Source organism: Aeromonas sp. s9, assembly GCF_040907765.1.
In the GTDB taxonomy this organism is placed as follows: Bacteria; Pseudomonadota; Gammaproteobacteria; order Enterobacterales; family Aeromonadaceae; genus Aeromonas; species Aeromonas caviae.
In genome coordinates this window covers 56,311-78,026 of the sequence record NZ_JBFOCK010000067.1, presented here as the reverse complement: position 1 = coordinate 78,026, position 21,716 = coordinate 56,311, and the positions used below count along the sequence as shown (strand labels likewise).

At 62.4% G+C, this 21,716-nt stretch carries 18 protein-coding genes; 8 read left to right on the top strand and 10 right to left on the bottom strand.

The window, feature by feature from the left end; translation table 11 throughout:
• Positions 1-31 precede the first annotated feature (31 nt).
• Entirely contained in the window at positions 32-1,228 is a 1,197-nt protein-coding gene (locus AB5Y54_RS13300; protein ID WP_049637007.1) for a Bcr/CflA family multidrug efflux MFS transporter, read from the top strand.
• A 59-nt stretch (positions 1,229-1,287) separates the two neighbouring features.
• On the opposite strand, the gene AB5Y54_RS13295 is transcribed toward AB5Y54_RS13300, so the two are convergent.
• From AB5Y54_RS13295 to AB5Y54_RS13285, 3 genes are all read right to left on the bottom strand, one after another.
• The gene (locus tag AB5Y54_RS13295) at positions 1,288-1,854 is read right to left on the bottom strand and encodes a pyridoxamine 5'-phosphate oxidase family protein (protein ID WP_119197739.1); all 567 of its coding nucleotides are present in this window, start codon (positions 1,852-1,854) and stop codon (positions 1,288-1,290) included.
• 33 nt (positions 1,855-1,887) lie between these two features.
• Positions 1,888-3,312, bottom strand: coding sequence for a sodium:proton antiporter NhaD (nhaD, locus tag AB5Y54_RS13290; protein WP_119197740.1), 1,425 nt, complete (start codon positions 3,310-3,312; stop codon positions 1,888-1,890).
• Between the two features lie 135 nt (positions 3,313-3,447).
• On the bottom strand, positions 3,448-3,921 hold the full coding sequence (locus tag AB5Y54_RS13285; RefSeq protein ID WP_010674381.1) for a DUF4357 domain-containing protein: 474 nt from the start codon (positions 3,919-3,921) through the stop codon (positions 3,448-3,450).
• A 152-nt stretch (positions 3,922-4,073) separates the two neighbouring features.
• Between AB5Y54_RS13285 and AB5Y54_RS13280 the strand changes: the two genes are divergently transcribed.
• The 3 genes from AB5Y54_RS13280 to AB5Y54_RS13270 all read left to right on the top strand — a co-directional run bounded on the left by AB5Y54_RS13280 (position 4,074) and on the right by AB5Y54_RS13270 (position 8,425).
• On the top strand, positions 4,074-4,754 hold the full coding sequence (locus AB5Y54_RS13280) for an ABC transporter ATP-binding protein (protein WP_119197741.1): 681 nt from the start codon (positions 4,074-4,076) through the stop codon (positions 4,752-4,754).
• Between the two features lie 21 nt (positions 4,755-4,775).
• Positions 4,776-7,211, top strand: a complete 2,436-nt coding sequence (locus AB5Y54_RS13275) for an FtsX-like permease family protein (RefSeq protein ID WP_119197839.1) — start codon at positions 4,776-4,778, stop codon at positions 7,209-7,211.
• Positions 7,212-7,384: 173 nt separating this feature from the next.
• Positions 7,385-8,425, top strand: a complete 1,041-nt coding sequence (locus AB5Y54_RS13270; protein ID WP_148091128.1) for a lipocalin-like domain-containing protein — start codon at positions 7,385-7,387, stop codon at positions 8,423-8,425.
• Between the two features lie 102 nt (positions 8,426-8,527).
• Here the strand turns inward: AB5Y54_RS13270 and AB5Y54_RS13265 are convergent, their stop codons facing one another.
• Positions 8,528-9,472: a hypothetical protein gene (locus AB5Y54_RS13265; RefSeq protein WP_124814469.1), complete on the bottom strand. Its 945-nt coding sequence runs from the start codon at positions 9,470-9,472 to the stop codon at positions 8,528-8,530.
• A gap of 654 nt (positions 9,473-10,126) precedes the next feature.
• Here AB5Y54_RS13265 and AB5Y54_RS13260 point away from each other — a divergent pair.
• Positions 10,127-10,591, top strand: coding sequence for a hypothetical protein (locus AB5Y54_RS13260; protein WP_124814465.1), 465 nt, complete (start codon positions 10,127-10,129; stop codon positions 10,589-10,591).
• A 171-nt stretch (positions 10,592-10,762) separates the two neighbouring features.
• Entirely contained in the window at positions 10,763-11,716 is a 954-nt protein-coding gene (locus AB5Y54_RS13255; protein WP_124813432.1) for a hypothetical protein, read from the top strand.
• Between the two features lie 288 nt (positions 11,717-12,004).
• Here AB5Y54_RS13255 and AB5Y54_RS13250 read toward each other — a convergent pair whose 3' ends face one another.
• The 5 genes from AB5Y54_RS13250 to AB5Y54_RS13230 are packed head-to-tail and all read right to left on the bottom strand — an operon-like array spanning position 12,005 to position 19,389.
• Positions 12,005-14,812, bottom strand: coding sequence for an FAD-binding and (Fe-S)-binding domain-containing protein (locus tag AB5Y54_RS13250; RefSeq protein WP_124813431.1), 2,808 nt, complete (start codon positions 14,810-14,812; stop codon positions 12,005-12,007).
• Positions 14,812-15,456, bottom strand: coding sequence for an LUD domain-containing protein (locus AB5Y54_RS13245; RefSeq protein ID WP_124813430.1), 645 nt, complete (start codon positions 15,454-15,456; stop codon positions 14,812-14,814). Before AB5Y54_RS13245 ends, AB5Y54_RS13250 begins: the two co-directional genes overlap by 1 nt.
• A 1-nt stretch (position 15,457) precedes the next feature.
• A complete protein-coding gene (locus AB5Y54_RS13240; protein WP_139700292.1) occupies positions 15,458-16,894 on the bottom strand; it encodes a LutB/LldF family L-lactate oxidation iron-sulfur protein in 1,437 nt (478 codons plus the stop codon).
• Positions 16,887-17,678 carry a (Fe-S)-binding protein gene (locus AB5Y54_RS13235; RefSeq protein ID WP_082038520.1) on the bottom strand — a complete coding sequence of 264 codons (792 nt, stop codon included), beginning with the start codon at positions 17,676-17,678 and terminating at the stop codon, positions 16,887-16,889. Before AB5Y54_RS13235 ends, AB5Y54_RS13240 begins: the two co-directional genes overlap by 8 nt.
• 13 nt (positions 17,679-17,691) lie before the next feature.
• Positions 17,692-19,389, bottom strand: coding sequence for an L-lactate permease (locus tag AB5Y54_RS13230; RefSeq protein ID WP_124813429.1), 1,698 nt, complete (start codon positions 19,387-19,389; stop codon positions 17,692-17,694).
• A 61-nt stretch (positions 19,390-19,450) separates the two neighbouring features.
• Between AB5Y54_RS13230 and AB5Y54_RS13225 the strand changes: the two genes are divergently transcribed.
• Positions 19,451-20,428 (top strand): LysR family transcriptional regulator, encoded by a 978-nt coding sequence (locus tag AB5Y54_RS13225; RefSeq protein ID WP_080988704.1) that lies wholly within the window; start codon positions 19,451-19,453, stop codon positions 20,426-20,428.
• 15 nt (positions 20,429-20,443) lie between these two features.
• On the opposite strand, the gene AB5Y54_RS13220 is transcribed toward AB5Y54_RS13225, so the two are convergent.
• Complete coding sequence (locus AB5Y54_RS13220) at positions 20,444-21,238, bottom strand: alpha/beta fold hydrolase (protein ID WP_104452773.1); 795 nt, start codon at positions 21,236-21,238, stop codon at positions 20,444-20,446.
• Between the two features lie 106 nt (positions 21,239-21,344).
• Here AB5Y54_RS13220 and AB5Y54_RS13215 point away from each other — a divergent pair, with 106 nt between their 5' ends.
• A complete protein-coding gene (locus AB5Y54_RS13215) occupies positions 21,345-21,716 on the top strand; it encodes an MmcQ/YjbR family DNA-binding protein (RefSeq protein ID WP_124813428.1) in 372 nt (123 codons plus the stop codon).

Genomic DNA, 21,716 nt, shown 5'->3' with positions numbered 1-21,716 from the left:
AACCCGGCCCAGCCCACGACTCGGATACCCTATGCCCCAAGCCAGCTCCCTCTCCCCCCGTTTCCTCTTCATCCTGCTCGGAGCCCTGGCGGGCCTGACTCCGCTCGCGGTGGACATGTATCTGCCCGCCATTCCCGCCATCGCCAGGGATCTGGCTACCAGCATCGACGGCGCCCAGCTCACCATCAGCGCCTTCCTGGGGGGCTTTGCCATCGGCCAGCTCTTTTACGGGCCGCTCGCCGACAGCTTCGGCAGAAAGCCGGTGATCCTGGCGGGCCTGACGATGTTTGCCGTGGCCTCCGTGGGCTGCGCCATGGCGGACTCCCTGCCTGAGCTCCTCGCCTGGCGCATGTTGCAGGCCGCAGGGGGCGCCGCGGGTTCCGTGGTGGTCAACGCCCTGCTGCGCGACCTGTTCGAGAAGGATGCGTTTTCCCGCGCCATGTCCTTCGTCATCCTGGTGATGACCCTCGCCCCCCTGGTGGCCCCCGTGGTGGGGGGGTACATCAGTGCTCACAGCGACTGGCGGGTCATCTTCTGGCTGCTGGTGGTCATCAGCCTGCTCATCTGCCTGGTGATGCAGTGGAAGATTGAGGAAACCCTCAAACCCGAGCACAAGCAGCCCCTGCGACTCGGGCAGGTGCTTCGCAACTACTGGGGAGTGCTCTCCCACCGTGGTGCCATGGGCTATGTGCTGTGCGGCGCCCTGTCGAGCTCCGGCATGTTCGCCTTCCTGAGCGCCTCCCCCTATGTCTACATCGAGTATTTCAAGGTGCCGACCGAGCACTATGGCTGGCTCTTTGGTCTCAACATCCTGCTGATGATGGTGGTCACCTTCGCCAACAGCCGGCTGGTGAAAGGGGTGGGTGCCGAACGCATGCTGCGATACGGCCTGACCGTGCTGCCGCTCGCCGGGGCCCTGCTCATCTACAACGCCTGGAGCCAGACTGGCGGCCTGTGGGGCATCGTCATCCCTGTCGTGCTCTTCGTCGGCCACATCAGCCTGGTGGGGGCCAACGCCATGACCGGCCTGATGGGCCACTTCCCCCAGTCCGCAGGCACCGCCTCGGCGCTGGCGGGCACCCTGCGCTTTGGCCTTGGGGCCCTGGTGGGGGTGCTGGTCAACCTCAATCCCCCCGAATCGCCGCTCCCCATGGCCATCGCCATCGCCGGTTGCGGCCTGGGGTCGGCCCTCAGTTACTGGCTGCTGAGCGGCAAGCGCGTCCCCTGATGCCCTGCAATGAAAAAGCCCTGTCCATGGACAGGGCTTTTTGCATAGGGGCGCAGGCCTCAGTCATCGGCCTGCAACCCGCTGCGCGCCAGGATCTCGCTCTCCAGCCCATCCAGGCTTAGCTGGTTCTTCTTGCGCCAGTAGGCCTCAATCCCCTCCCGGCCCTGCCGCTCGGACCAGTTGGCAAGATCCTCCCTGTCCCCCTGGTACTCATACAGAGGCACCGACATGCCGCACGACGTCTGGACCCGTTCAATGTCCAGCAGGAAGATCTGACGAGCCGCCACGCTTGGGGGGAACAGCGCCAGCAACGACGGCCACTGCGGATCAGTGCGGTGCAGCACCCGTGCCTGGCCATAGGCTCGCAGGATAAGCGGCGCCCCCTCGAAGGCGCAAAACATCACCGTCATGCGCGGCTGTTGCAGCACCTGGGCCGCGGACTCGTTGCCGCTGCCGGTCAGGTTGAGCCAGACCAGGGTGTGGGCATCGAGGACGCGCAGCGAATCCCCGCCCTTGGGGGAGAGATTGACCGATCCCTTCGCGGCCGCCGTGCCGACGAAGAAGATCTTCTGCCCCTCGATAAAGGTGACATGGCGCGGCAAAAGCGCCTCGAACAGTTGTCCCATCCTGCCTCTCCCTGGTGCCTGGAACCGGGTTGCCTAAAACAGGGCGCTGTTGAGCCACAGGTGCGCCCCTATGCCGACCATATAGCCAAGCAAAATGGCAGGCAACCACTTGAGGTGCCCGACGAAGGTATACATGCCCCTGGCCTGCCCCATCAGGGCCACCCCGGCGGCGGAGCCGACGGAGAGCAGACTGCCCCCCACCCCGGTGGTCAATGTCACCAGCAGCCACTGCCCCGTGCTCATCTGCGGCTCCATGGAGAGCACGGCGAACATCACCGGAATGTTGTCGATCAGGGCGGAGAGCAGGCCGATGGCGACGTTGGCCAGGGTCGGATCGCCACCGTCATAGAGGAAATGGGAGGCAAGCGCCAGATACCCCATAAACCCGAGGCCGCCGACGCACATCACCACCCCGTAGAAGAAGAGCAGGGTGTCCCACTCCGCCTTGGCAATCTTGTTGAACACATCGAACGGCACCACCGAGCCCAGACGCAGCAGCCTGGCCTCATCCCCGGTGCGCTCATACAGCGCCCGTGCCCGGGCCAGGGTGACGGGCTGGGTCTTTCGCAGATAGAAACTGAAAAATTGCAGGTAGCCCAGCCCCATCATCATGCCGAGCACGGGGGGCAGCCCCAGGAAGTGATGGCAGGCGACGGCGGTCACTATGGTGAGCACAAAGAGCAGCACGATGACAACAGCGCCGCGCCTTGGCACCACCATCTCGCCCGGCATGGCGGGCACCAGACGGGGCACCATCAGGCTCATCAGGGTGGCCGGCACCAGGAAGTTGAGCAGGGCGGGGATGAAGAGCAGCAAGAACTGCTGGAACGGCACCTTGCCCGCCTGCCACACCATCAGGGTGGTGATGTCGCCAAAGGGGCTGAAGGCGCCGCCCGCATTGGCTGCCACGACGATGTTGATGCAGGCCAGGTTGATGAAGCGGCGCTCCCCGTTGGCCACGTTGAGCACCACTGAGCACATCAGCAGCGCCGTGGTGAGGTTGTCCACCACGGGGGAGATGAAAAAGGCGAGAAAACCGGTGAGCCAGAAGAGCGTACGCAGGCTGAATCCCGCCTGCACCAGGCGTACCCGCAGCACGGCGAACAGCAGCCTGTCCTCCATGGCGTTCACATAGGTCATGGCCACCAGCAAGAAGAGCATCAGCTCGGCATACTCCAGCAGGTTGTGGCGAAAACCGGCCTGAACCAGCTCGCTGTGCCCCTGCCCCGTATAGACCAGGCCGATGGCTATCCAGATGATGCCGGCGGCCACCAGCACCGGCTTGGACTTTCGCAGCTTCAGGTACTCCTCGGCCATCACCAGGGCATAAGCCAGGGCGAAGGTGGCGAGGGCGAAGAGCCCGACCCCGCTGTGGGTCAGATCGAGGGGGACGTTGCCCGCAGCGGCGGGGACACTGAGCAGGGCCGCCCCGGGCACGAGGCGAAGGAGTCCAGACATGGCGGCATCTCCTGGCAGGCGTCTGGCATTGAGGCTAGCAGCGCAAAGGGAAGCCGCCCTCTTTGTCATCCTGATGAGCGGCCCGCCGCGGGCACTCAGGCAAACATGAGCGAGGCCCGTTGCCGGGCCCCGTCATCAGGAGGTCTTCTTGCCAAAACCCGATTGCTTGAGGGTGTAGCCTGCGCTGTTTTGCCAGGCATCCAGCCCGCTGCGGTTGTTGCCCGCCACCAGGCTCGCGGCCAGGCTCGGGCTGTTGAAGAGCTGATCGGCGGTAAAGATGAAGCCCCCTTCGGGGTGGGGAACGAGCACCCCCTTGCCCAGCAGCTCCTGGCGCAGCTCGATCACCGCCTCGCGCAGGGAGGCCGCATCCTCGCCGTTGGCGGTGGAGCCCGCCTGGACCATGAAGCCAGGGTTTTGCCGCTTGCCCACCGGATAACCATGGGCCTCTGCCCCCTTGCCGTTGAAGTGGTAGAGCTCGCGCTCCCCCGGCTTGTTGTCGGAGAGGGCCTTTTGCAGGGTCATCAGCTCGTTGTAGATATCGATGGGGACCACGGCAGCCTGCTTGACGCCCTTGCTGTCGACGATAAAACTGACTTGCTTGTGTAACATCCTTGCTCATCCTGTGACCCATGGAAGGCCCTATTCTAACCACCTCAGGCAAGCGGGATCCAGCGAGGATCCCCATCCCTTTTGCAGGCGCGATCACTAACTGGCATAGTGACGGACATTGTGAAAGCCATTGACCATCAAACGGTTATCCCATGCTTAGCCTGCGCAACCTCAGTAAACGCTTCGCCAACGGCGGCGAGACGCTCCCCCTGTTTGAGGGGCTGGATCTCGCCCTCACCCCGGGGGAAACCTGCCTGCTGCTGGGGCAAAGCGGCTGTGGCAAGTCCACCCTGCTCAACCTCATCGCCGGTCTCGTCGCCCCGGACGAGGGGGAGATCTGGCTGGAAGAGACCCGCCTCGACACCCTGCCGACAGACGAGCGGGCCCGCCTGCGTGGCCGCCATTTCGGCATCGTCTATCAGGATTTCAACCTGCTGCCGACCCTGACCGTGGCCGAGAACCTCGCCCTGCCCCTTCAGATAAACAACCTGCCCCAGGACGATGGGCGCCTCGATGCCCTGCTCGCGCGCCTTGGCATGAGCCACAAACGCCACGCCTGGCCGGAACAGCTCTCCGGCGGCCAGCGCCAGCGGGTGGCGCTGGCCCGCGCCCTCATTCATCAGCCCCGTTGGCTGCTCGCCGACGAACCCACCGGGAGCCTTGATGAACACAACGCCGAGCAGGTGATGGCCCTGATGATGGCGGCGGTGCGCGATACCGGCGCCGGTCTCTTGCTGGTGAGCCACAACCCGGGCTATGGCGACCTGGCGGATCGGGTGCTGCGCCTTGAAGGGGGGCAGCTGGTCGAGCTCAAGGGGCGCCGCCATGGCTGACGTTTGCCGGGGGGCCTGCTGATGTTGCCGCTCAAGGCGCTGCTGCGCCTCTATCGCGCTCACCCCTGGTTGCTCTTGATGAGCCTGGCCGGGCTCACCCTCGGGGTCACCCTGGTGGTGGCCATCGAGCTCTTGAACCACAGCGCCCGCACCAACTTCGTCGCCGCCCGCAGCCAGCTCGCCGGGGAGGCCAACTACCGCCTGGCCCCCCAGGGTGGCCTGGATGAGCAAGTCTACGTGAGGCTGGTGCGAAGCCAGCCGAACCTTGACGCCATGCCAGAGCTTCACGCCTGGCTCAAGGACGCCCAAGGGCGCAGCTTCCAGTTGCTGGGGATGGATCTCTTCAACCCCGGCCCCCTGCGCCGCCTCTTTGGCGATGCGCCAGACAGCCAACCCGATGTCTCGTTGAATCGCGCCGACAGTGTCTGGCTGGCGGCCCCCGAGGCAAGGCGCCTTGGCTGGCAACCGGGTCAGTCGCGAACCTTTGTGTTGGGGGGCGGTGAAGGGGCGCCGCCCCGCCCGCTGACCCTCACGTTGGCCGGCACCTTCGAGCCCGGCGCCGTGCCCATGGAGCGGCTGCTGGTGACCGACATCGGCCTCGCCCAGCCCCTGCTTGGCAAGGAAGACAGACTGGATCGCATCGTCTTCAAGCTCAGCGACGCAGAGGCCAATACCTTGCAAAGAGCCTTGCAGGCGGCCCTGCAATCCTATGCCCCCCATCAACCCCTCTGGCTTGAGCCCATCAGCCCGGCGCTCGATGCCAGCCAGCTCGGGGATGCGCTGGCCCTGAACCTCACCGCCCTCTCCCTGCTCGCCATGGCGGTGGGATTGTTTTTGGTGTTCAACGCCCAGCGCTTCGTGCAGAGCGTGCGCCGCCCCCAACTGGCCCAGCTCATCATCCTCGGGATGCCGCCGCGCCGGGTGCTGCGCTGGCTGACCCTGGAGATCCTGATCCTCGCCAGCATCGGCACCCTGCTCGGGCTGCTGCTGGGGAGCCTGCTGGCCCTCGCCCTGATGGGGCAGCTCACCCAGGCGCTGGCCGATCTTTATGGCCCCAACCCCATCGATCTGCTGCGCCTCTCACCCGCGAGCCTTGGCAAGGCGCTGGTGATTGGCCTTCTGGGGATGCTTGCCGCCAACCTGCCCGGCTGGTGGCAACTGCTGCGCCAATCCCCCCTTGCGCTGCGAGAGGGCAACAGCCGCCCACCGGCTCACCCCTGGCAACGTCGGGGGCTTGCCATCGCCATTCTGCTGCTGTGCGCCCTGTGTCTGTGGCAGCCCGCCACTGGCCTTGGCGGCGCCCTCTTCGTGGCCGGGGGCTGGCTGCTCGCCATGGCCCTCCTGCTGCCCGATGCCCTTCGCTCCTTGCTGGGGCGGCTGCGTGCACGCGGCCCCCTCACCGCCCGGCTCGGGGTGGCCGAAACCCTCTATCACCTGGATCGCACCGCCATCGCGGTGATGGCGCTGCAACTGGCCATCGCCGCGGCCATCGGCATCGGGGTCATGGTGTCGAGCTTTCGCTCGAGCGTGGAGATCTGGCTCGGCCAGCGCCTGGCCGCCGATCTCTACGTCACCGCCCCCAAGGGGGTGGCAGGCAGCAGGGGCGCCCTGGGCGAGCAGACCCTCAACACCATCCTCGCCGCGCCGGAGGTGAGCGCCGCCTCCCGCCGCGCCGTGCTCCCCGCCCGCTGGCAGGGGCAGCCCATCGAGTGGGCGCAGATGGACTTTATCCCCGAGCTCAAAGCCGCCTACCCCCTGCTGGCCGGGCGCTGGCCCGCCGCTCCCGACGAGGTGCTGGCGAGCGAACCGCTGACGGTACGCCTCGGGGTCAGGGTGGGCCAGCGCCTCGAGGTAACCAGCGAAGGGGGGCCGAGGGCTTTCACCGTCACCGGCGTCTATCAGGATTACGGCAGCGACAAGGGGCAGATACTGCACGCCTTCGAAGGGAGCAAGGTGCAATCCCTTGCCCTCTTCAGCCCGGATCCCGAGCACCTCGGCGACAGGCTCAGGAGCCAGTTTGGCGAGCAGGTGAACCTGTTGCCCGCCCCCGCCATCCACGCCGCCGCCCTCAGGGTGTTCGATCAGACCTTCGTGGTGACCGAGCTATTGAAGTTGCTGATCCTGGGGATCGCCTTCGTTGGCATAGGCTCGGCCTTTATGGTGCTGGGGCTGGCTCGGCGCGGCGAGTTGCAGACCCTGCAAAGCCTTGGCCTGAGCCCGCGCCACTGCCGCCGGCTGCTGATGTGGCAGGGGGCGGGCCTCGGGCTGCTCACGGCATTGTTGGCACTGCCGGTGGGCTATGGCCTTGCCTGGGTGCTGATTGAGATGGTCAACCCCCGCGCCTTTGGCTGGCGGCTGGCCTTCGAGGCCGCCCCCCTGCACGCCGTCACGGCGCTCCTGCTCGCCCCCGTCTGTGGCGCGCTCGCCTCCTGGTATGCCGCAAGGAGAGTGGTATGAAAGATTGGTTGGCGCACTGGCTCAGCCATGCCTTGACGTTCCCATTGACCAGATCTCTGTCACCGCCCCTGATTCAGCGCAGAGAAGCGCACAGAGCTGCCGCGAACCATCCCCTCTCCCTTCGGGAGAGGGCCAGGGTGAGGGGAATCTTGTCCTCTTGGCTTGCAGCCCTCTTGATCCCGCTTGTTGCCATAAGCGGCCATGCGCAGGCCAGCGATCTGGGGAGCATCCTGGGTGGCGGCAACGATCACTTCAAAAAGACCCTGCCGGGTCAGTCCATCAACCTGCCCGCAGATCACGCTGCCCACCCCGACTACCGCTCCGAGTGGTGGTATCTCACCGGCAACCTCAAAGACGAGCAGGGTCGCGGCTACGGCATGCAGTGGACCCTGTTTCGCCAAGGCATTGAGCTGGAGATCACATCGGACAACCCCTGGCTCACCCCTCAACTCTGGCTGGCCCAGTTCGCCATCACGGATGTGAGCAAAGGCAGCCACCAGCAGGACGAGCGCACCAGCCGCCAGGGGCCGGGGCTCGCCGGTGCCAGCGGCGGTGAGTATTGGCTGAAAGAGTGGGTGCTTACCTCTCAAGGAGAATCGCTCTTTCCCGCCACCCTCAAGGTGCAGAGCAAGGCGGGGGAGCTTGATGTGAAGGTGAGCGCCGCCAAGCCCGCGGTGCTGCAGGGCAAAGCGGGTTACAGCGAGAAGAGCCCGGGCAACGCCTCCTTCTACTACTCCTACCCCCGCCTGACCATCAGCGGCACCCTGACCCTGGATGGGGAGACCCGCAACGTCAGCGGTGAGGGGTGGTTTGATCACGAGTGGAGCAGCTCGGTATTGGCCGAGTGGCAATCGGGCTGGGACTGGTTTTCGCTCCAGTTTGACGATGGGCGCGAGCTGATGCTGTTTCGCCTACGCACCAAAGCGGGCCACACTGAGCCTGAGAACCGCTACGGCATCCTGATTGAGCGGGACGGCAGCAGCCGGGTGCTGGATCCTGAGCAGATCCGCCTCACCCCCGGCAAAACCTGGCGCGGCCCCAAGGGGCAAGCCTACCCTATCGAGTGGCAGCTGGAGGCCGCCGAGTTGAACCTGACGATCCGTGCCCGCCAAGCCAATCAGGCCATGACGGGACGCTTTGACTACTGGGAGGGGGCGGTGACGGTAGAGGGAGATGCCAAGGGCGTTGGCTATCTGGAGATGACGGGGTATTGAGCCTTGCCTTCTGTTTGTCCCTGGAGACAAACCACCCGCCATCAAACACCCCGGCCAGGCCGGGGTCACAACGCAGTGCTGGGGCGGGATATCAAGACGAGATCAGGGCTGCTTGTCGCCCACCATCATCAGGCCATGCTGTTCAGGGAAGCCCACCACCAGGGTCGTCTTGCGGGTGTCCGGCATCTCGAATGCTGCGACGTAGGCCGTTGCCCCCTCTTTGGCCTTGGCCAGACCCAGCATCCACTTGTTCTCAAGCGGGCTGAGATCGCTTGATGCCTTGAAGCTGCACTTGCCAAACCCGCTCAGGTTAAGCTTGCTGAGCCCCTTGCCAGACTCTGCACTGCCCTTGCCGGTCAGGGTACAACCCGCCTTGGGAAATTCGATCTCCAGGGTCAGGGAGCCGCCGTTGTTGGTGCTGCGGATCAGCCCCACCATGGCATCGCCAAAACCGGCGTCCTCTGCCACCCGCCAGCTGTCGCTGGTGATCGTCCGGGTGGCGAGCTTGCTCACGGCAAGGTGGCCGCTCCAGTCGCGATAAAGGGCGGTGCTCTGATCCGGATCCCGGAACTGGGTGCCGGTACGGCTGAAGTCAAAGGTCCAGCGCTTGACCTCCTTGCCAGCCAGATCGGTTACCGCTTTGTCTTGAAAACTGATGAGGTTGTGGTCGTTGCTCTGGGCATCGAGCCGCTTGCCCCGCACCGAAGTGCGCTCCAGCAGCACCGGATAGATACCATCCTTGTTCTCCTTCTGGGCCGCCAGCCCCATCCATTGCGAAGAGGTAATCGACTTGCCGTCGTTCTCGACCCAGACGCCCCAGCGCTGCTCGCCATCCCCCTTGGGATAGACCAGCGCCAATCCCTCCACTCCCTTGATCATCTTCAGCGGCCCCTGATCGCCATCGCGGCTGAGCAGGTTCGCCTCATAGACGCCGGCATCGGGCAACGGCAGCGGCGCGCGCTTGGCGATGCTGTTGGCCGCCTTCTCGCTGTCACAGGCGGACAGGGCGGCGGTGCAGGCGATGGCCAGCATGGCCTTGTGGTGCATTCTCATGACTCTTGTTCCTTGCAATTGCTTTGTTATGTGAGGTGCATTCAATCGCCGCTGAATTTACTGGAGGAAGGGTTCGCCGGTCGACGCAGGATCTGTAACCAGCTGTTACAAGGCATTGATGAGCAAGAGATAACACATGACTTGGTTGGCCGGGCGGAGCAGCAACAAGAAGAGAGGCCATCTCCCCTCCCCCCCGTTTCTCTCGACCTTTCCACGTCAAAATCTGACCGCCATCAAGATTTCATTCAAATCCCACGGATCGGCTGTGTTTTTACTCAACAGGTACGGTCGGCCTTTGATAGGCTACTACTCATCCGGCCCTCAGAGCCCAAAGGCAGTCAGGGAGTTACGATGGTTTCCCCCTATTCAACTTGGTTAAAAAGAGCACTCTGGGAGCTGAAACCCCGTGCGGTAGCCATGTTGTTTACGCAGAATGATCGTAATATTTTGAAATTATTGAAACCCATTGCTGTGTGATAAAGAAATGCTACACATATAGCGTGAATCAAAGCGCGTTGCATGGGGTCATAAAATACCTGTAATATGTTAAACACTTAAATAAATTACTATATTAAAATAAATATAGGAACTCGTAATGATGTAACAAGCACCTACATTTAAATTGTTGGTAATCTGGAGGGTTATGTAATGGAAAATAACATAGAAAAAGTAGAGGTTACTATTCGGTCTGATGGAAAACCTGTTCCATTACGCCAGTTCAGTGAATATTTTATTTTACTAAGAGCATGCTATGTACTTGCTTTGGATGAGGTTCAATTTGAGTTAGATCAAGATGATGGGGATGTGGCTGTCGCTGAAATGACCGTTGAATCTGTAACAGCAGCAATTACATATAGAGCCTCAACCATAACGCCTAGAGAACTCGAAATTTTGGCATCAGCTGAACTCCCTCCTCATGAGGAATTATACCTACAAAATATTGTTAGGAGAAATCCTTTTGATGTCGTTTTTTTAGGCATTGGTATTGCGTTAGCTGCGGCACTTATTGTATCTGGTGGCAAATTTGAGTTTGGCTTAACAAAACTAAAAATTGAAATCCCGCCTCTTGGTGAAGGTATCGAAAAGTTAAGAAAGGCATTTCGCAGAAAATAGAATATCAACATACAACTATGACTGACATACTCGATAAAGCATTTAACTATTCTCTCATTAAGTCTATTTGGTTGTGATATAAACAACAACTAAAAATAAATATAGGGTTCTCGATTTTCTTAGTAAGCTATTAAGAGCTTTTTATTTTAAATTAATTAAAGAGGATGTGGGATGGACTGCGCGGATAAGCTAGAGCTTCATTATTATTTTGCCGATGACAGCCACAATATAGATGCGGTCGTGCGTAATCGTTGTGAAGCAGAAATATTAGCTATTCTCATTGAAGCTGCAGACATATTGAATATTGACGTATCAGTTAACAGTGAGGCTTTTTCAGAGGGCGGGTTTCGAGAGTTTTGGCGACTACTTGGGACTCACGGAAACCAAATAACAATATTACTAGCAATAGTTTCAATAATATTATCTCGAGTACCTGTTAGCGATCCGGAGATCGAAGCATTAGAGAAAGAGATTAAGCAGCTTACAATAGAAGAGAAAAAACTAAATATTCAAAAATTAAAACTTGAGCTACAAGAAAAACCTGTAGAGAAAATTGATAAAACACTTGTTAGAAAGGCTGCGAGCTATGTAGACAAAAGCCTTAAGTTTGTTAAGCGCCGTTCAAATCTCTATTCCCACCTGAATGGATATCACAAAGTAAAAAAAGTAGGATTTAATGTTCTCAGTGAGGGTTTTGAACCTATTGATAACGAGCGCATAATTGAAAGGGTTGATTTCAAGAAATTTATTTTATCCTCAAATAAACTTAACTCTGAAATTGATGATTCAGCTATGATAGAAATTGTGTCGCCAGTCTTAAAAGAAGGGCGCTACAGATGGAAAGGTATATATGAAGAAAAAACTATTACTTTTGATATGTTAGATGCTCAATTTAAAGAGGATGTTCTCTTAGAAAAGGTAGCATTCAAGCATGGCTCGACTATTACTTGTGTTCTCCGTATAGGCAGGGAACTTGATGAAGTAGGTGATGTTAAAGTTACTGGGTATGCTGTATCCACCGTTCTGGAAATTTCTGATGGTGTAGATGTCAGTAAAACCCCCCAAGGGAATCGGTATCTACACACGAAAAAACTCCGAGATTCACAAGGAGACCTATTTGCTTGAACCTACTGTAGGCTAACTTTTCATAAAATATCGAACACCCCCATCTGACATTAAGGTCAAGGGGGGGGACCTATTAATATCAGCCCCCCAAAAAACACCCTCCGGCCTTATGCATGTGATTACGCTAATCCAATAGAGACTACACCACATAGTCCAACAGCATCATCATTTACTTATATCGAGCGGGTCATAATCTGGTCCCTTTCATGTTATTAAAAACATTGATATGGGCACTTTCCTTACCAGTATTGAAAACGGCAGGATATTTATCCTGCCGTTTTTGTTTCCCTATCTCGCCGCCTGATCAACCAGATAGAGGATGCTGTGATAGGGAATGCCGGCGTGCTGGCTGAGCCCCATTTCACAGGTGCGGCTGTTGCTGAATCCCTGACGGCAATCCCTGGGCACTTGAGCTGGCAGGCTGGCAAGCGCCGCGGCGTTGAGCTCCGGGGTCATCAACCCCTTGTCACCGGCAAAGCCGCAGCACTGGATATGCTCTGGGATTATCACCTCGCGAGCACAGGCGCGGGCCAGCGCCAGCATGGTCTCCCCCAGCCCCATGCGCCGGCTGCTGCAGGTGATATGGAGCATCACTGTCTCATCAATCGGTACAAGGTCGAGATGGGGCAGCAGGTGTTCCAGCACAAAGGCAGAGGGCTCGAACACCCGAAGGCCCTTGCCGAGCGCCCCCGAGAGCAGCCGCTGCACGCAGGGGCTGGTGTCGAGCAGCACGGGCCAGCGCCCCTGCTCGCTTGCCTGCCACAGGGCCTCGGCCAGCTCAGTACGCTTGGCTTCCGCTACCTCGCTCATCCCCTTGCTGTCATAGGGCATGCCGCAGCAGAGCCCCTCAACTCTCGCCGGCACGATGACTCGGCAGCCCGCTTTATTGAGAAGTGATTGCACCACGTCCGGCAGTGACGGGGCCTCCTCCTGCTGGCCGAACACCCGGCTGGCGCAGGACGACAGATAGACCGCGGCGCGATCCTCTCCAATGCCCTCATTGGATCCGCCATGGCTCCCCTCCCCTTGCGGCCACAGGTAGCGGCTCGGCCCCGGCAGGGTCGGCAGCCAGGCGGGTGTGCGCTGGCCGCTCAGATGGCGAACCCCGTTCACCAATCCTGCCAGCGCTTTCTCTCCCAACACCTTCCCGGCAATGGCTTTTAGGCCGAGGGCTCCGCGTGCCGTGCGGGTAACGCCGGCGAAGTGATCGGCGCTCCAGCGGGCGATGGGCACGAAGCGCTGATATTTGTCTGTGCGCAGCTTCTTGATGAGCGCTCCGGTGTTGATGCCGACCGGGCAGCGATCGGCGCAGAGCCCGGTGGCGGCGCAGGTATCGATGCCCTGATAGTCAAACAGCCGGGCCAGCTGGTTGGAGGGCTCATCGGCACGAGTGCGGCGGGCCAGTTCGCGATAGAGCACGATGCGCTGGCGCGGCGAGAGCGACAGGGTGCGCGAGGGGCAGACCGCCTCGCAAAAGCCGCACTCGATGCACGGATCGACGATGGCATCGCTCGCCGGCATGGGTTTGAGATGGGCCAGGTGGGCCTTGGGGTCGTCGTTGATGATGACGCCGGGATTGAGCAGGTTATCGGGGTCCAGCAGCGCCTTGATGCGGCGCATCAGCGCCATCCCCTCCGGCCCCCATTCCAGCTCTACATAGGGGGCCATGTTGCGGCCGGTGCCGTGCTCGGCCTTGAGGGACCCGCCAAAGCGCACCGCGACCAGCTCGGCCACCGCATCCATAAAGGCGCCGTAGCGGGCCACCTGGGCCGGATCATCAAAGCCCTGGGTAAAGACGAAGTGCAGATTCCCCTCCAGCGCGTGGCCGAAGATGATGGCTTCACCGTACTCGAAGCGATCAAACAGTTGCTGCAACCCCGCCACCCCTTCGGCCAGACGCTCGATGGGAAAGGCAACATCCTCGATGATGACGGTGGTGCCGGTGGTGCGCACCGCCCCCACCGCCGGGAAGAGCCCCTTGCGAATGGCCCAGAGCCCGGCGCTGTCGCTGGTAAAAGGCACAGAGGCGACCTGAACGAACTCGGCGGCCATGGCCGTCACCTGCTCGCAGCGATCCACCAGCTCTTCCTTCGATTCCCCATGCACCTCGACAAGCAGGGCGCAGGCAGCCAGATCCAGGGTCTTGATAAAGTCCGGCAGGCCGGGCTTGCCCGCCACCGAGCGAAGGGAGCGCCCATCCATCAGCTCCACCGCCGCCACCGGCGCAGTTTTCAGGCGCGAGGTGGCCAGACAGGCCTGCTCGGCGTCCCGAAACACCAGCAGGGCCGAGGCCTTGTGGGGGTATTCGGGCACGGTGTCGAGCACCACCTCGGCGATAAAGCCGAGGGTCCCCTCCGAGCCGATCATCAGGTGGGTGAGGATATCGACGGGGTCCTCATGGTCGAGCAGGGCATTGATGGCGTAGCCGGTGGTGTTCTTGAGCCGGTACTTGTGGCGAATTTTCGCGGCAAGCTCGGCGTTCGCCAGCACCTCGGCGCGCAGGGCGGCGAGCCCCGTGAGCAGATCCGGGCGCCTGGCCGCCAAGGCGGCGCGGCTCTGGGGATCGCCACTCTCCAGCACGGTGCCATCGGCCAGCAGCAACGTCATGGCGTGCAGGGTGTGGTAGCTGTTGTGGGCGGTGCCGCAGCACATGCCGCTCGCGTTGTTGGCGGCGATGCCACCCAGCTTGCAGGCGTTGATGGAGGCGGGGTCCGGCCCAATCTTGCGCCCCAGAGGCGCCAGATAGCGGTTGGCATCGGCGCCGATCACCCCGGGTTGCAGGGCAATGCGCGCCCCCTCGTCCAGAATGCGGTGGCCGCGCCAGCTGTCGGTCAGGGTGATGAGCACCGAATCGCTCAGGGCCTGGCCCGAGAGGCTGGTGCCGGCGGCGCGAAAGGTGCACGGCAGACCCAATTCGCGGCACACCGACAGCACGAAGCGCACTTCATCCAAAGAGTCGAGGCGCACGATGCGCTCTGGCACCAGGCGGTAGAAGCTGGCGTCCGTGCCGTGGGCCAATCGCAAGTCCGGGTCGCTCACCAGCCGCTCGGGCGGGATGCGCGAGAGCACGGCGGCGTCAAATTCATTCCAGCGCATCAGCAATCCTCCACCAGCACCACCAAGAGGCGGCTCGGGCCGTGGGCGCCGTAGGCCAGGGTCTGCTGGATGTCGGCGGTCTTGGAGGGGCCGGAGACCAGCAGCAGATTGGTGGGCATGGCCTGCTGCCAGCGCCCGGCCGCCACCAGCCCCGCCAGGTTGTCGGCGATGGTGGAAGCCGCCAGCAGGGCGATATGGCAGGGGGGCACCAGGGACAAGGTACGCGGCTCGCCGCCATCGGGCAGCAACACCAGGGTGCCGGTATCGGCGATGGCGCCCGCGCAGTGGGTGATGCCCGCCTGACAGACATCGAACAGATCGTCCTTCCAGCTCGCGAACTCGCCAGAGGGGGTCAACACAGATCGCCCGGCGCAGGCGGCCAGGGCGGCCGCCTGCCAGCGGCCACCCTGGCCACAGGCCAGATGCGTCACGCCCTCTTCATCCAGCCAGGCGCTCAGATCCCGGGCAAGGGTTGCTTCCTTGACGGTCAGGATCTCGGCGTGGCTGGCGCTGATCCCGGCAACAAAGCGCTCGCGCCGTGCCTGTTCATCCTCCCCGCGCCAGGGCTGCCAGCCATGGGGGGCGTGGGCCATGGGGGTGGCGGCGCCGCGCAGGCGGCTTAATATGGCCTCTTTGCTCGACATCTCAGGACTCCTTCTTCTTCTGGCGCAACAGGGCGTGCAGGCTCTGGGGGGCGGGTTTGGGAGCTTCGCGGCACTGGGTCCAGGGGCCCAGGTGTTTGGGCATCAAGCCCCGCAAGCGACCGGCCACACCGGTTGCGGCGTGGTAGAGGCGCGGGTGGGTGGCGGCGAAGGCAAAGCCCTGCATGGCGAGGGTCTCGAGCCGGCTCCTGGCCGCCCCCTGCCCCGCCAGCGGTTCGTGGCCGGGCTGTGCGTCGTGCTTGGCCTCCCGGCGCAGGCGCTGCAACATGTCGGGAATGGGGATGCGCACCGGGCACACCTCGCCGCAGGCACCGCACAGGCTCGAGGCCGTCACCAGATCCTGCGTGCTCTCCAACCCCAGCAGATGGGGGGAGATGATTTTGCCGATGGGGCCCGGGTAGATGGTGCCGTAGGCGTGGCCGCCGATGCGGGTGTAGACAGGGCAGTGGTTCATGCAGGCGCCGCAGCGGATGCACTGCAATGTCTTGCGCAGCTCCTCATCCCGGTAAGCCTGGCTGCGGCCGTTGTCGAGCAGCACCAGGTGCACCTCGTCCGGGCCGTCCAGCTCCCCTGCCCGGCGCGGGCCGCTGATGACGTTGAAGTAGGTGGTGATGGCCTGACCGGTGGCCGAGCGGGTCAGGGCACTGTAGAGGGGCGGCACGTCGGATAGGCACTCCACCACCTTCTCGATGCCGGTGATGGCCACGTGCACTTTCGGCACAGTAGTGCACATGCGCCCGTTGCCCTCGTTCTCCACCAGACACAGGCTGCCGGTCTCGGCCACCGCAAAGTTGACGCCGGAGAGCCCCATGCCGGCGCGGCGAAACTCTTCGCGCAGGGCCCGCCGCCCGGTCTGGATCAGGGCGTCCACGTCCGTGGTGGGGGTGAAGCCTTCCAGGTTGCTTGCGAAGGTGTCGCTCACCTCCTGCTTGTTCTTGTGGATGGCGGGCATGATGATGTGGGACGGGGTGTCGCCGTCGAGCTGGACGATAAACTCCCCCATGTCGCTCTCAAGGCAGCGGATGCCGTGGCGCGCCATCTCGTGGTTGAAGCCTACCTCCTCGCTCACCATGGACTTGCCCTTGACGATGGAGCTCACCCCGTGTTGCTGGGCGATGCGAAGGATGATGGCATTGGCCTCGGCCGGCGTCTGGGCCCAGTGCACCCGGATGCCGTTGCGCTCGCAGTTGGTTTCGAGCTGCACCAAAAGATCGGGCAGGCGCGAGAGGCAGCGCTGGCGAATCTGCTCCGCCGCATCGCGCACCGCCGCTTCTTCGGCAGGGTCGGCGAAGGCATCGCGGCGCTTGGCGCGCAGATAATCCATGGCGCCGCGAAAGTTCTGGCGCAGCACGGGGTCGGCCAGGGCCGCCTCGGCCTGGGGATGGAAGCGGCGTGGCGAATACTTGGCGTGATCACTCATGATTAGCCCCCTGTTTTTGCGCTTGTAAGCCCTGAGCCACCGGCTCGCTGTGGGCTAGCAGGAAGCTGGCCAGGTGCATGGCGGGCAGTGTCTTGCCCTGATAGGCCAGGGATCCCTTGATGTTCAAGAGACACCCCCAGTCCGCGCTCACCAGGGTGTCGGCGCCGCTGGCCAGCAGGTGGCGGGTCTTGTCCTCCACCATGGCCTGGCTGATGTGGGGATGGCGCACCGAGAAGGTGCCGCCAAAGCCGCAGCACTCGCTCTCGTAGGCCTGCTCGTGCAAGGTGACGCCCTCGAGCTGCCCCAGCAGGCTGCGGGCCGTGGTGTGCACCTGCATCTCGCGCCGGGCCGAGCAGGAGGTGTGCATGACGATACTCGCCCTCCCCACCCCCTGCCAGCGCACCCGGCAGATCCGGACCAGAAACTCGGTGAGCTCGAACACCCGCTCGCAAAACGCCGCCACCTCGGAGCTCTCGGGGAAGAGTCGGCGGTAGTGGTGATGCATCATGCCGCCGCAGGAGCCAGACAGCACCACCACAGGCCAGGGCTCGGGGAAGAGCGCCATCTGGCTTTGCGCCACCTGGCGCGCCTCCTCTTCATGGCCCGAGGTGTAGGCCGGCTGCCCGCAGCAGGTCTGTTTCTCGACAAAGTGCACCCTTATCCCCTCCCGCTCGAGCAGGGCGATGGCATCGAGCCCCGCCACCGGGTCGAACAGGTCCACCAGACAGGTGGCGTAGAGATAAACATCGGCCGGCTTGGCCGGATAGACCCGCATTACCTTCATCACTTGCTCTCCTTTACTTCAACTGCAGCAGTGCGTCCGAGACGTGGAAGCTGTACATGAGCGCCAACCCTATAAGGCCGGTGGCCAGCAGGTAGTAGAGGGTCGGCAGCGCCGTCTTGCGCAGCGTCGCCCCCTCGCGGCCCAAGAGGCCCACGGTGGCCGAGGCCGCCACCACGTTGTGGATGGCGATCATGTTGCCAGCCGCTGCGCCCACGGCTTGCAGCGCCAGCATGGCGGCGGTGGAGACCCCCAGGGTCTGGGCCACTTCAAACTGGAACTGGCTGAACATCATGTTCGATACCGTGTTGGAGCCGGCGATAAAGGCCCCCAGCGCGCCGATGGTGGCGCTGAGGGCCGGGAAGAACTCCCCCACCAGCCCGGCGGCAAAGTTGGCGGTGGTCACCGGCATGCTGGCGAGATCCGCCCCGTTGACGCCGGAGTTGATGAAGATGCGCACCATGGGCACGGTGAAGATCAGCACGAAGCCGGCGCCGATCAGGGTGCGGCTGGACTCCCCCAGTGCCCGCCCGAAGGGCGCCAGGGCACGGGCCTGAATGAGAGTGGCGAGCAGGGCGCAGAGCACCAGCAGGCCCCCCGGCAGGTAGAGCGGCTCAATCGACGCGCTCACGCCCTTCTCCCCCAAGAGGTCTGTGAAGGCGAGGCTCACCGACAAGAGGCTGGCCTTGAATGCCGGGCTCACCCGGCTCGCCACCAGCAGGAGCGCCAGCGCCACATAGGGGAGCCAGGCCAGCATGAGCGACATGGGGCGGCCGGCGGCCTCTTTGAGATCGAGCTTGAGGGAGCCCAGCCACTCGGCAGGCCACTCGTTCTCGGGGGCGAAATCCCAGGAGTTCTTGGGCACCAGAAAACCGGCTCGCGCCGCCGTCACCACCAGGGCCAGCCCCACCAGACCGCCGATGAGGGACGGGAACTCGGGGCCGAGCAGCATGCCGGTGAGGGCATAGGGGACGGTGAAGGCGAGCCCGGCGAAAATCGCGAAGGGCAGGATGGAGAGCCCCTCGGTCCAGCTGCGGTTGCGACCGAAGAAGCGGGTCAGCATCATCACCATCAGCACCGGCATCAGGGTGCCGACGGTGGCGTGAATGAGGGCCACGTTGGTGGTCACCTGTTGCAGGTAGATGTCCCAGCTGCTGCCACCGGCGCTCAGGGTCTGGCCGATGGCCTGGTTATCCAGCCCCTTGTTGATGCCCACCAGGATGGGGGTGCCCACCGCGCCGAACGACACCGGGGTGGACTGGATCATCATGCCGAGCAGCACGGCGGCGAGCGCCGGAAAGCCAATGGCCACCAGCAGGGGCGCGGCGATGGCGGCCGGGGTGCCAAAACCCGAGGCCCCTTCGATAAAGGCGCCGAAGCACCAGGCGATGATGATGGCCTGGATGCGCCTGTCCGGCGAGATGTTGGTAAAACCGCCGCGAATGGCGCTGATGGCACCGGTGTGTTTCAGGGTGTTGAGCATCAGGATGGCGCCGAACACGATCCAGAGCACGGTCACCGTGATCACCAGCCCCTGCAGGGTAGAGGCAAAGACCCGGGTCGGGCTCATCTGCCAGCCCCAGAGGGCGATGAACACGGTCAACAGGAAGGCGACGGGCATGGCGCGCTTGGCGGGCCAGTTGAGGCCGACCAGCAGCACGGCGGCCACCAGGATCGGCGAGAAGGCCACCAGGGCCAGCAGGGTGTCTGTCATCATTGCGTCCTTGTCCAGAGGGGTGCAGAGGCGCACCTTGTTGTTGTTTTGTTAAGCGGACGTGACCTTACCCTGTTCCTTTTTCGCGATATATGGAAATAATGAACAACATTCGTTCCAAAAGTTGATCAATATGGCCAGTACCGACGACCTCATCCTCTTCGCCCAGGTGGTGGAGGCCGGATCCTTCAGCAAGGTAGCTGAACAAAATTCCCTGACAAATTCAGTGGTTAGCAAGCGGATCGGGCGTCTTGAGGAGGAGCTCGGGGTCCAGCTCCTCTATCGCACCACCCGCCGGCTCACCCTGAGCGAGGCGGGCAAGGCGCTCTATCAAGGTGCCAAAAATGTGAAGGCCGCCGCACTGGACGCCTTCGACGCGGTGGCGGGATTTGGTGAAAAGGTGAGCGGTCATGTGCGGATGTCGGTGCCCACCATCTCGGGGGAGCTCTTGCTCGCCGATGCGGTGGCCGATTTTTGCCAGCAGCACCCGGGGCTCACGGTGGAGATGTCGCTCGACAACCGCTTCGTCAACCTGGTGGAAGAGGGGTTCGATCTGGTCATTCGCACCGGCTATCTGGATGACTCGAGCCTGATTGCCCGCCACATTCTCGACTCCCAGTGGGTGATCTGCGCCGCCCCCGCCTATGTGCGCCGCTTCGGGGCGCCGCGGGAGCCGTCGGATTTGCTCACCCACAACTGCCTGCGCTACGCCTACCAGAGCACGGGGGCCTCGGAGTGGGCTTTCAAGGGAGAAGAGGGAAACTATCTGGTGTCGGTGTCGGGGAGCTTTTCAACCGACAACGCCGGGGCCCTGCGCAAGGCGGCGCTGGGAGGACGCGGTATCGTCTATGTGCCGCGCTGTCTGGTCTATCACGACCTGATGCAGGGGGATCTGGTGGACTTGTTTCCCGACCGGGTGGGCAAGAAGCTCGGCATCTACGCCGTCTACCCCTTCACCCGCCAGCCGCCGCGCAAGATAAGGCTGCTCATCGAGCACATCCGCCAGCGCTATCTGGAAATTGGCCACTACTTCATCTGAGACCCTTGCCGGGCCTCAAAGGGCGGATGACGCCGCCTGACGGGAGAGAAACGCCAGGGACTGGCGGTTGAAGTGATCCGGCTGCTCCACGTTGCAGACGTGGCCGCACTTTTCGATGATTTCGAGGCAACTGTAAGGGTCGCGGGCTACCTGCTCGCGCACCGGTGCGAGGAACATGTGATCCTCCTCCCCCATCACGTAGAGGGTGGGAATGGGCAGGGCCCGCTCGCGAAAGTAGCGCATCAGGGGGTTCACCTCGGTGGCGAGACGGAACCAGCGCTTGAACTCCTTCTGGCACAGCTTTCTGGCCTCGCGCACGAAGAGGTTGCGGGACTCCTGATGGTGCTGGCGCGGCATGATGATGAAGGCGAACAGGCGGTAGAGCCACATGTAGGGCAGGAAGTGCTGGCCGAGGCGACCAAGCTGCACCAGCACCCGGGAGCGGATGTCGAGACGCAGGATGGCACCGCCGAGCACCATGCTCTTGACCCGCTCGGGGCGAAGCTCCGCCAAATGGCGAATGAGGATGGTGCCAAGGGAGATGCCGACAAAATGGGCGTGGGGGATGCGCAGGTGATCCAGCAGGCGCAGGATATCCTCGGTCACGGCCCGAAAGCTGTAGTGCCCCTTTACCACCTGCTGCAGCTGGTTGGACTGGCCGTGACCGCGAAGGTCCAGCAGCAGCACGTTGAAGTGCTCCCGGTAGGCCCGCAACTGCTTGAACCAGATGGAGGAGCTGCCGCCCGCACCGTGCACGAACACCACCCAATCCCGATCGGGACCCAGTTCAAAGGTCTTGTGGTACAACATCTCATGGGCTCCCGGGGTGATGGGGGGTATACTCGGCGCGCATATTAACAGAAGGCTCACCCCGGTGAACATGCTTCCACCATGATCGGACCAGCCTGGAGTCCCCATGACCCTCGTTCAATTGCGTGAATTTTTGCTCAGCCAGCCCGGCGCCACCGAGGACACCCCCTTCGGCCCGGAGATCCTGGTCTACCGCATCGCCGGCAAGATGTTTGCCCTGGTGGACTGGCAGGCGGAGCCCCTCTCCATCAACCTGAAGTGCGAACCCGAGCTCGCCCTGCTGCTGCGGGAGATCCACCCCGAGGTGAAACCGGGCTGGCACATGAACAAGCAGCACTGGAACACGGTGACCCTGAGTGAAGGCCTGTCTGACGATCTCTGGCAGGGCTGGATAGTCCACTCCTATGAGCGGGTGGTGGCGGGTCTGCCCAGGGCGAAGCGGCCCCAGGGCCCCCGCGCGACCATCAGGGAGGGTTGA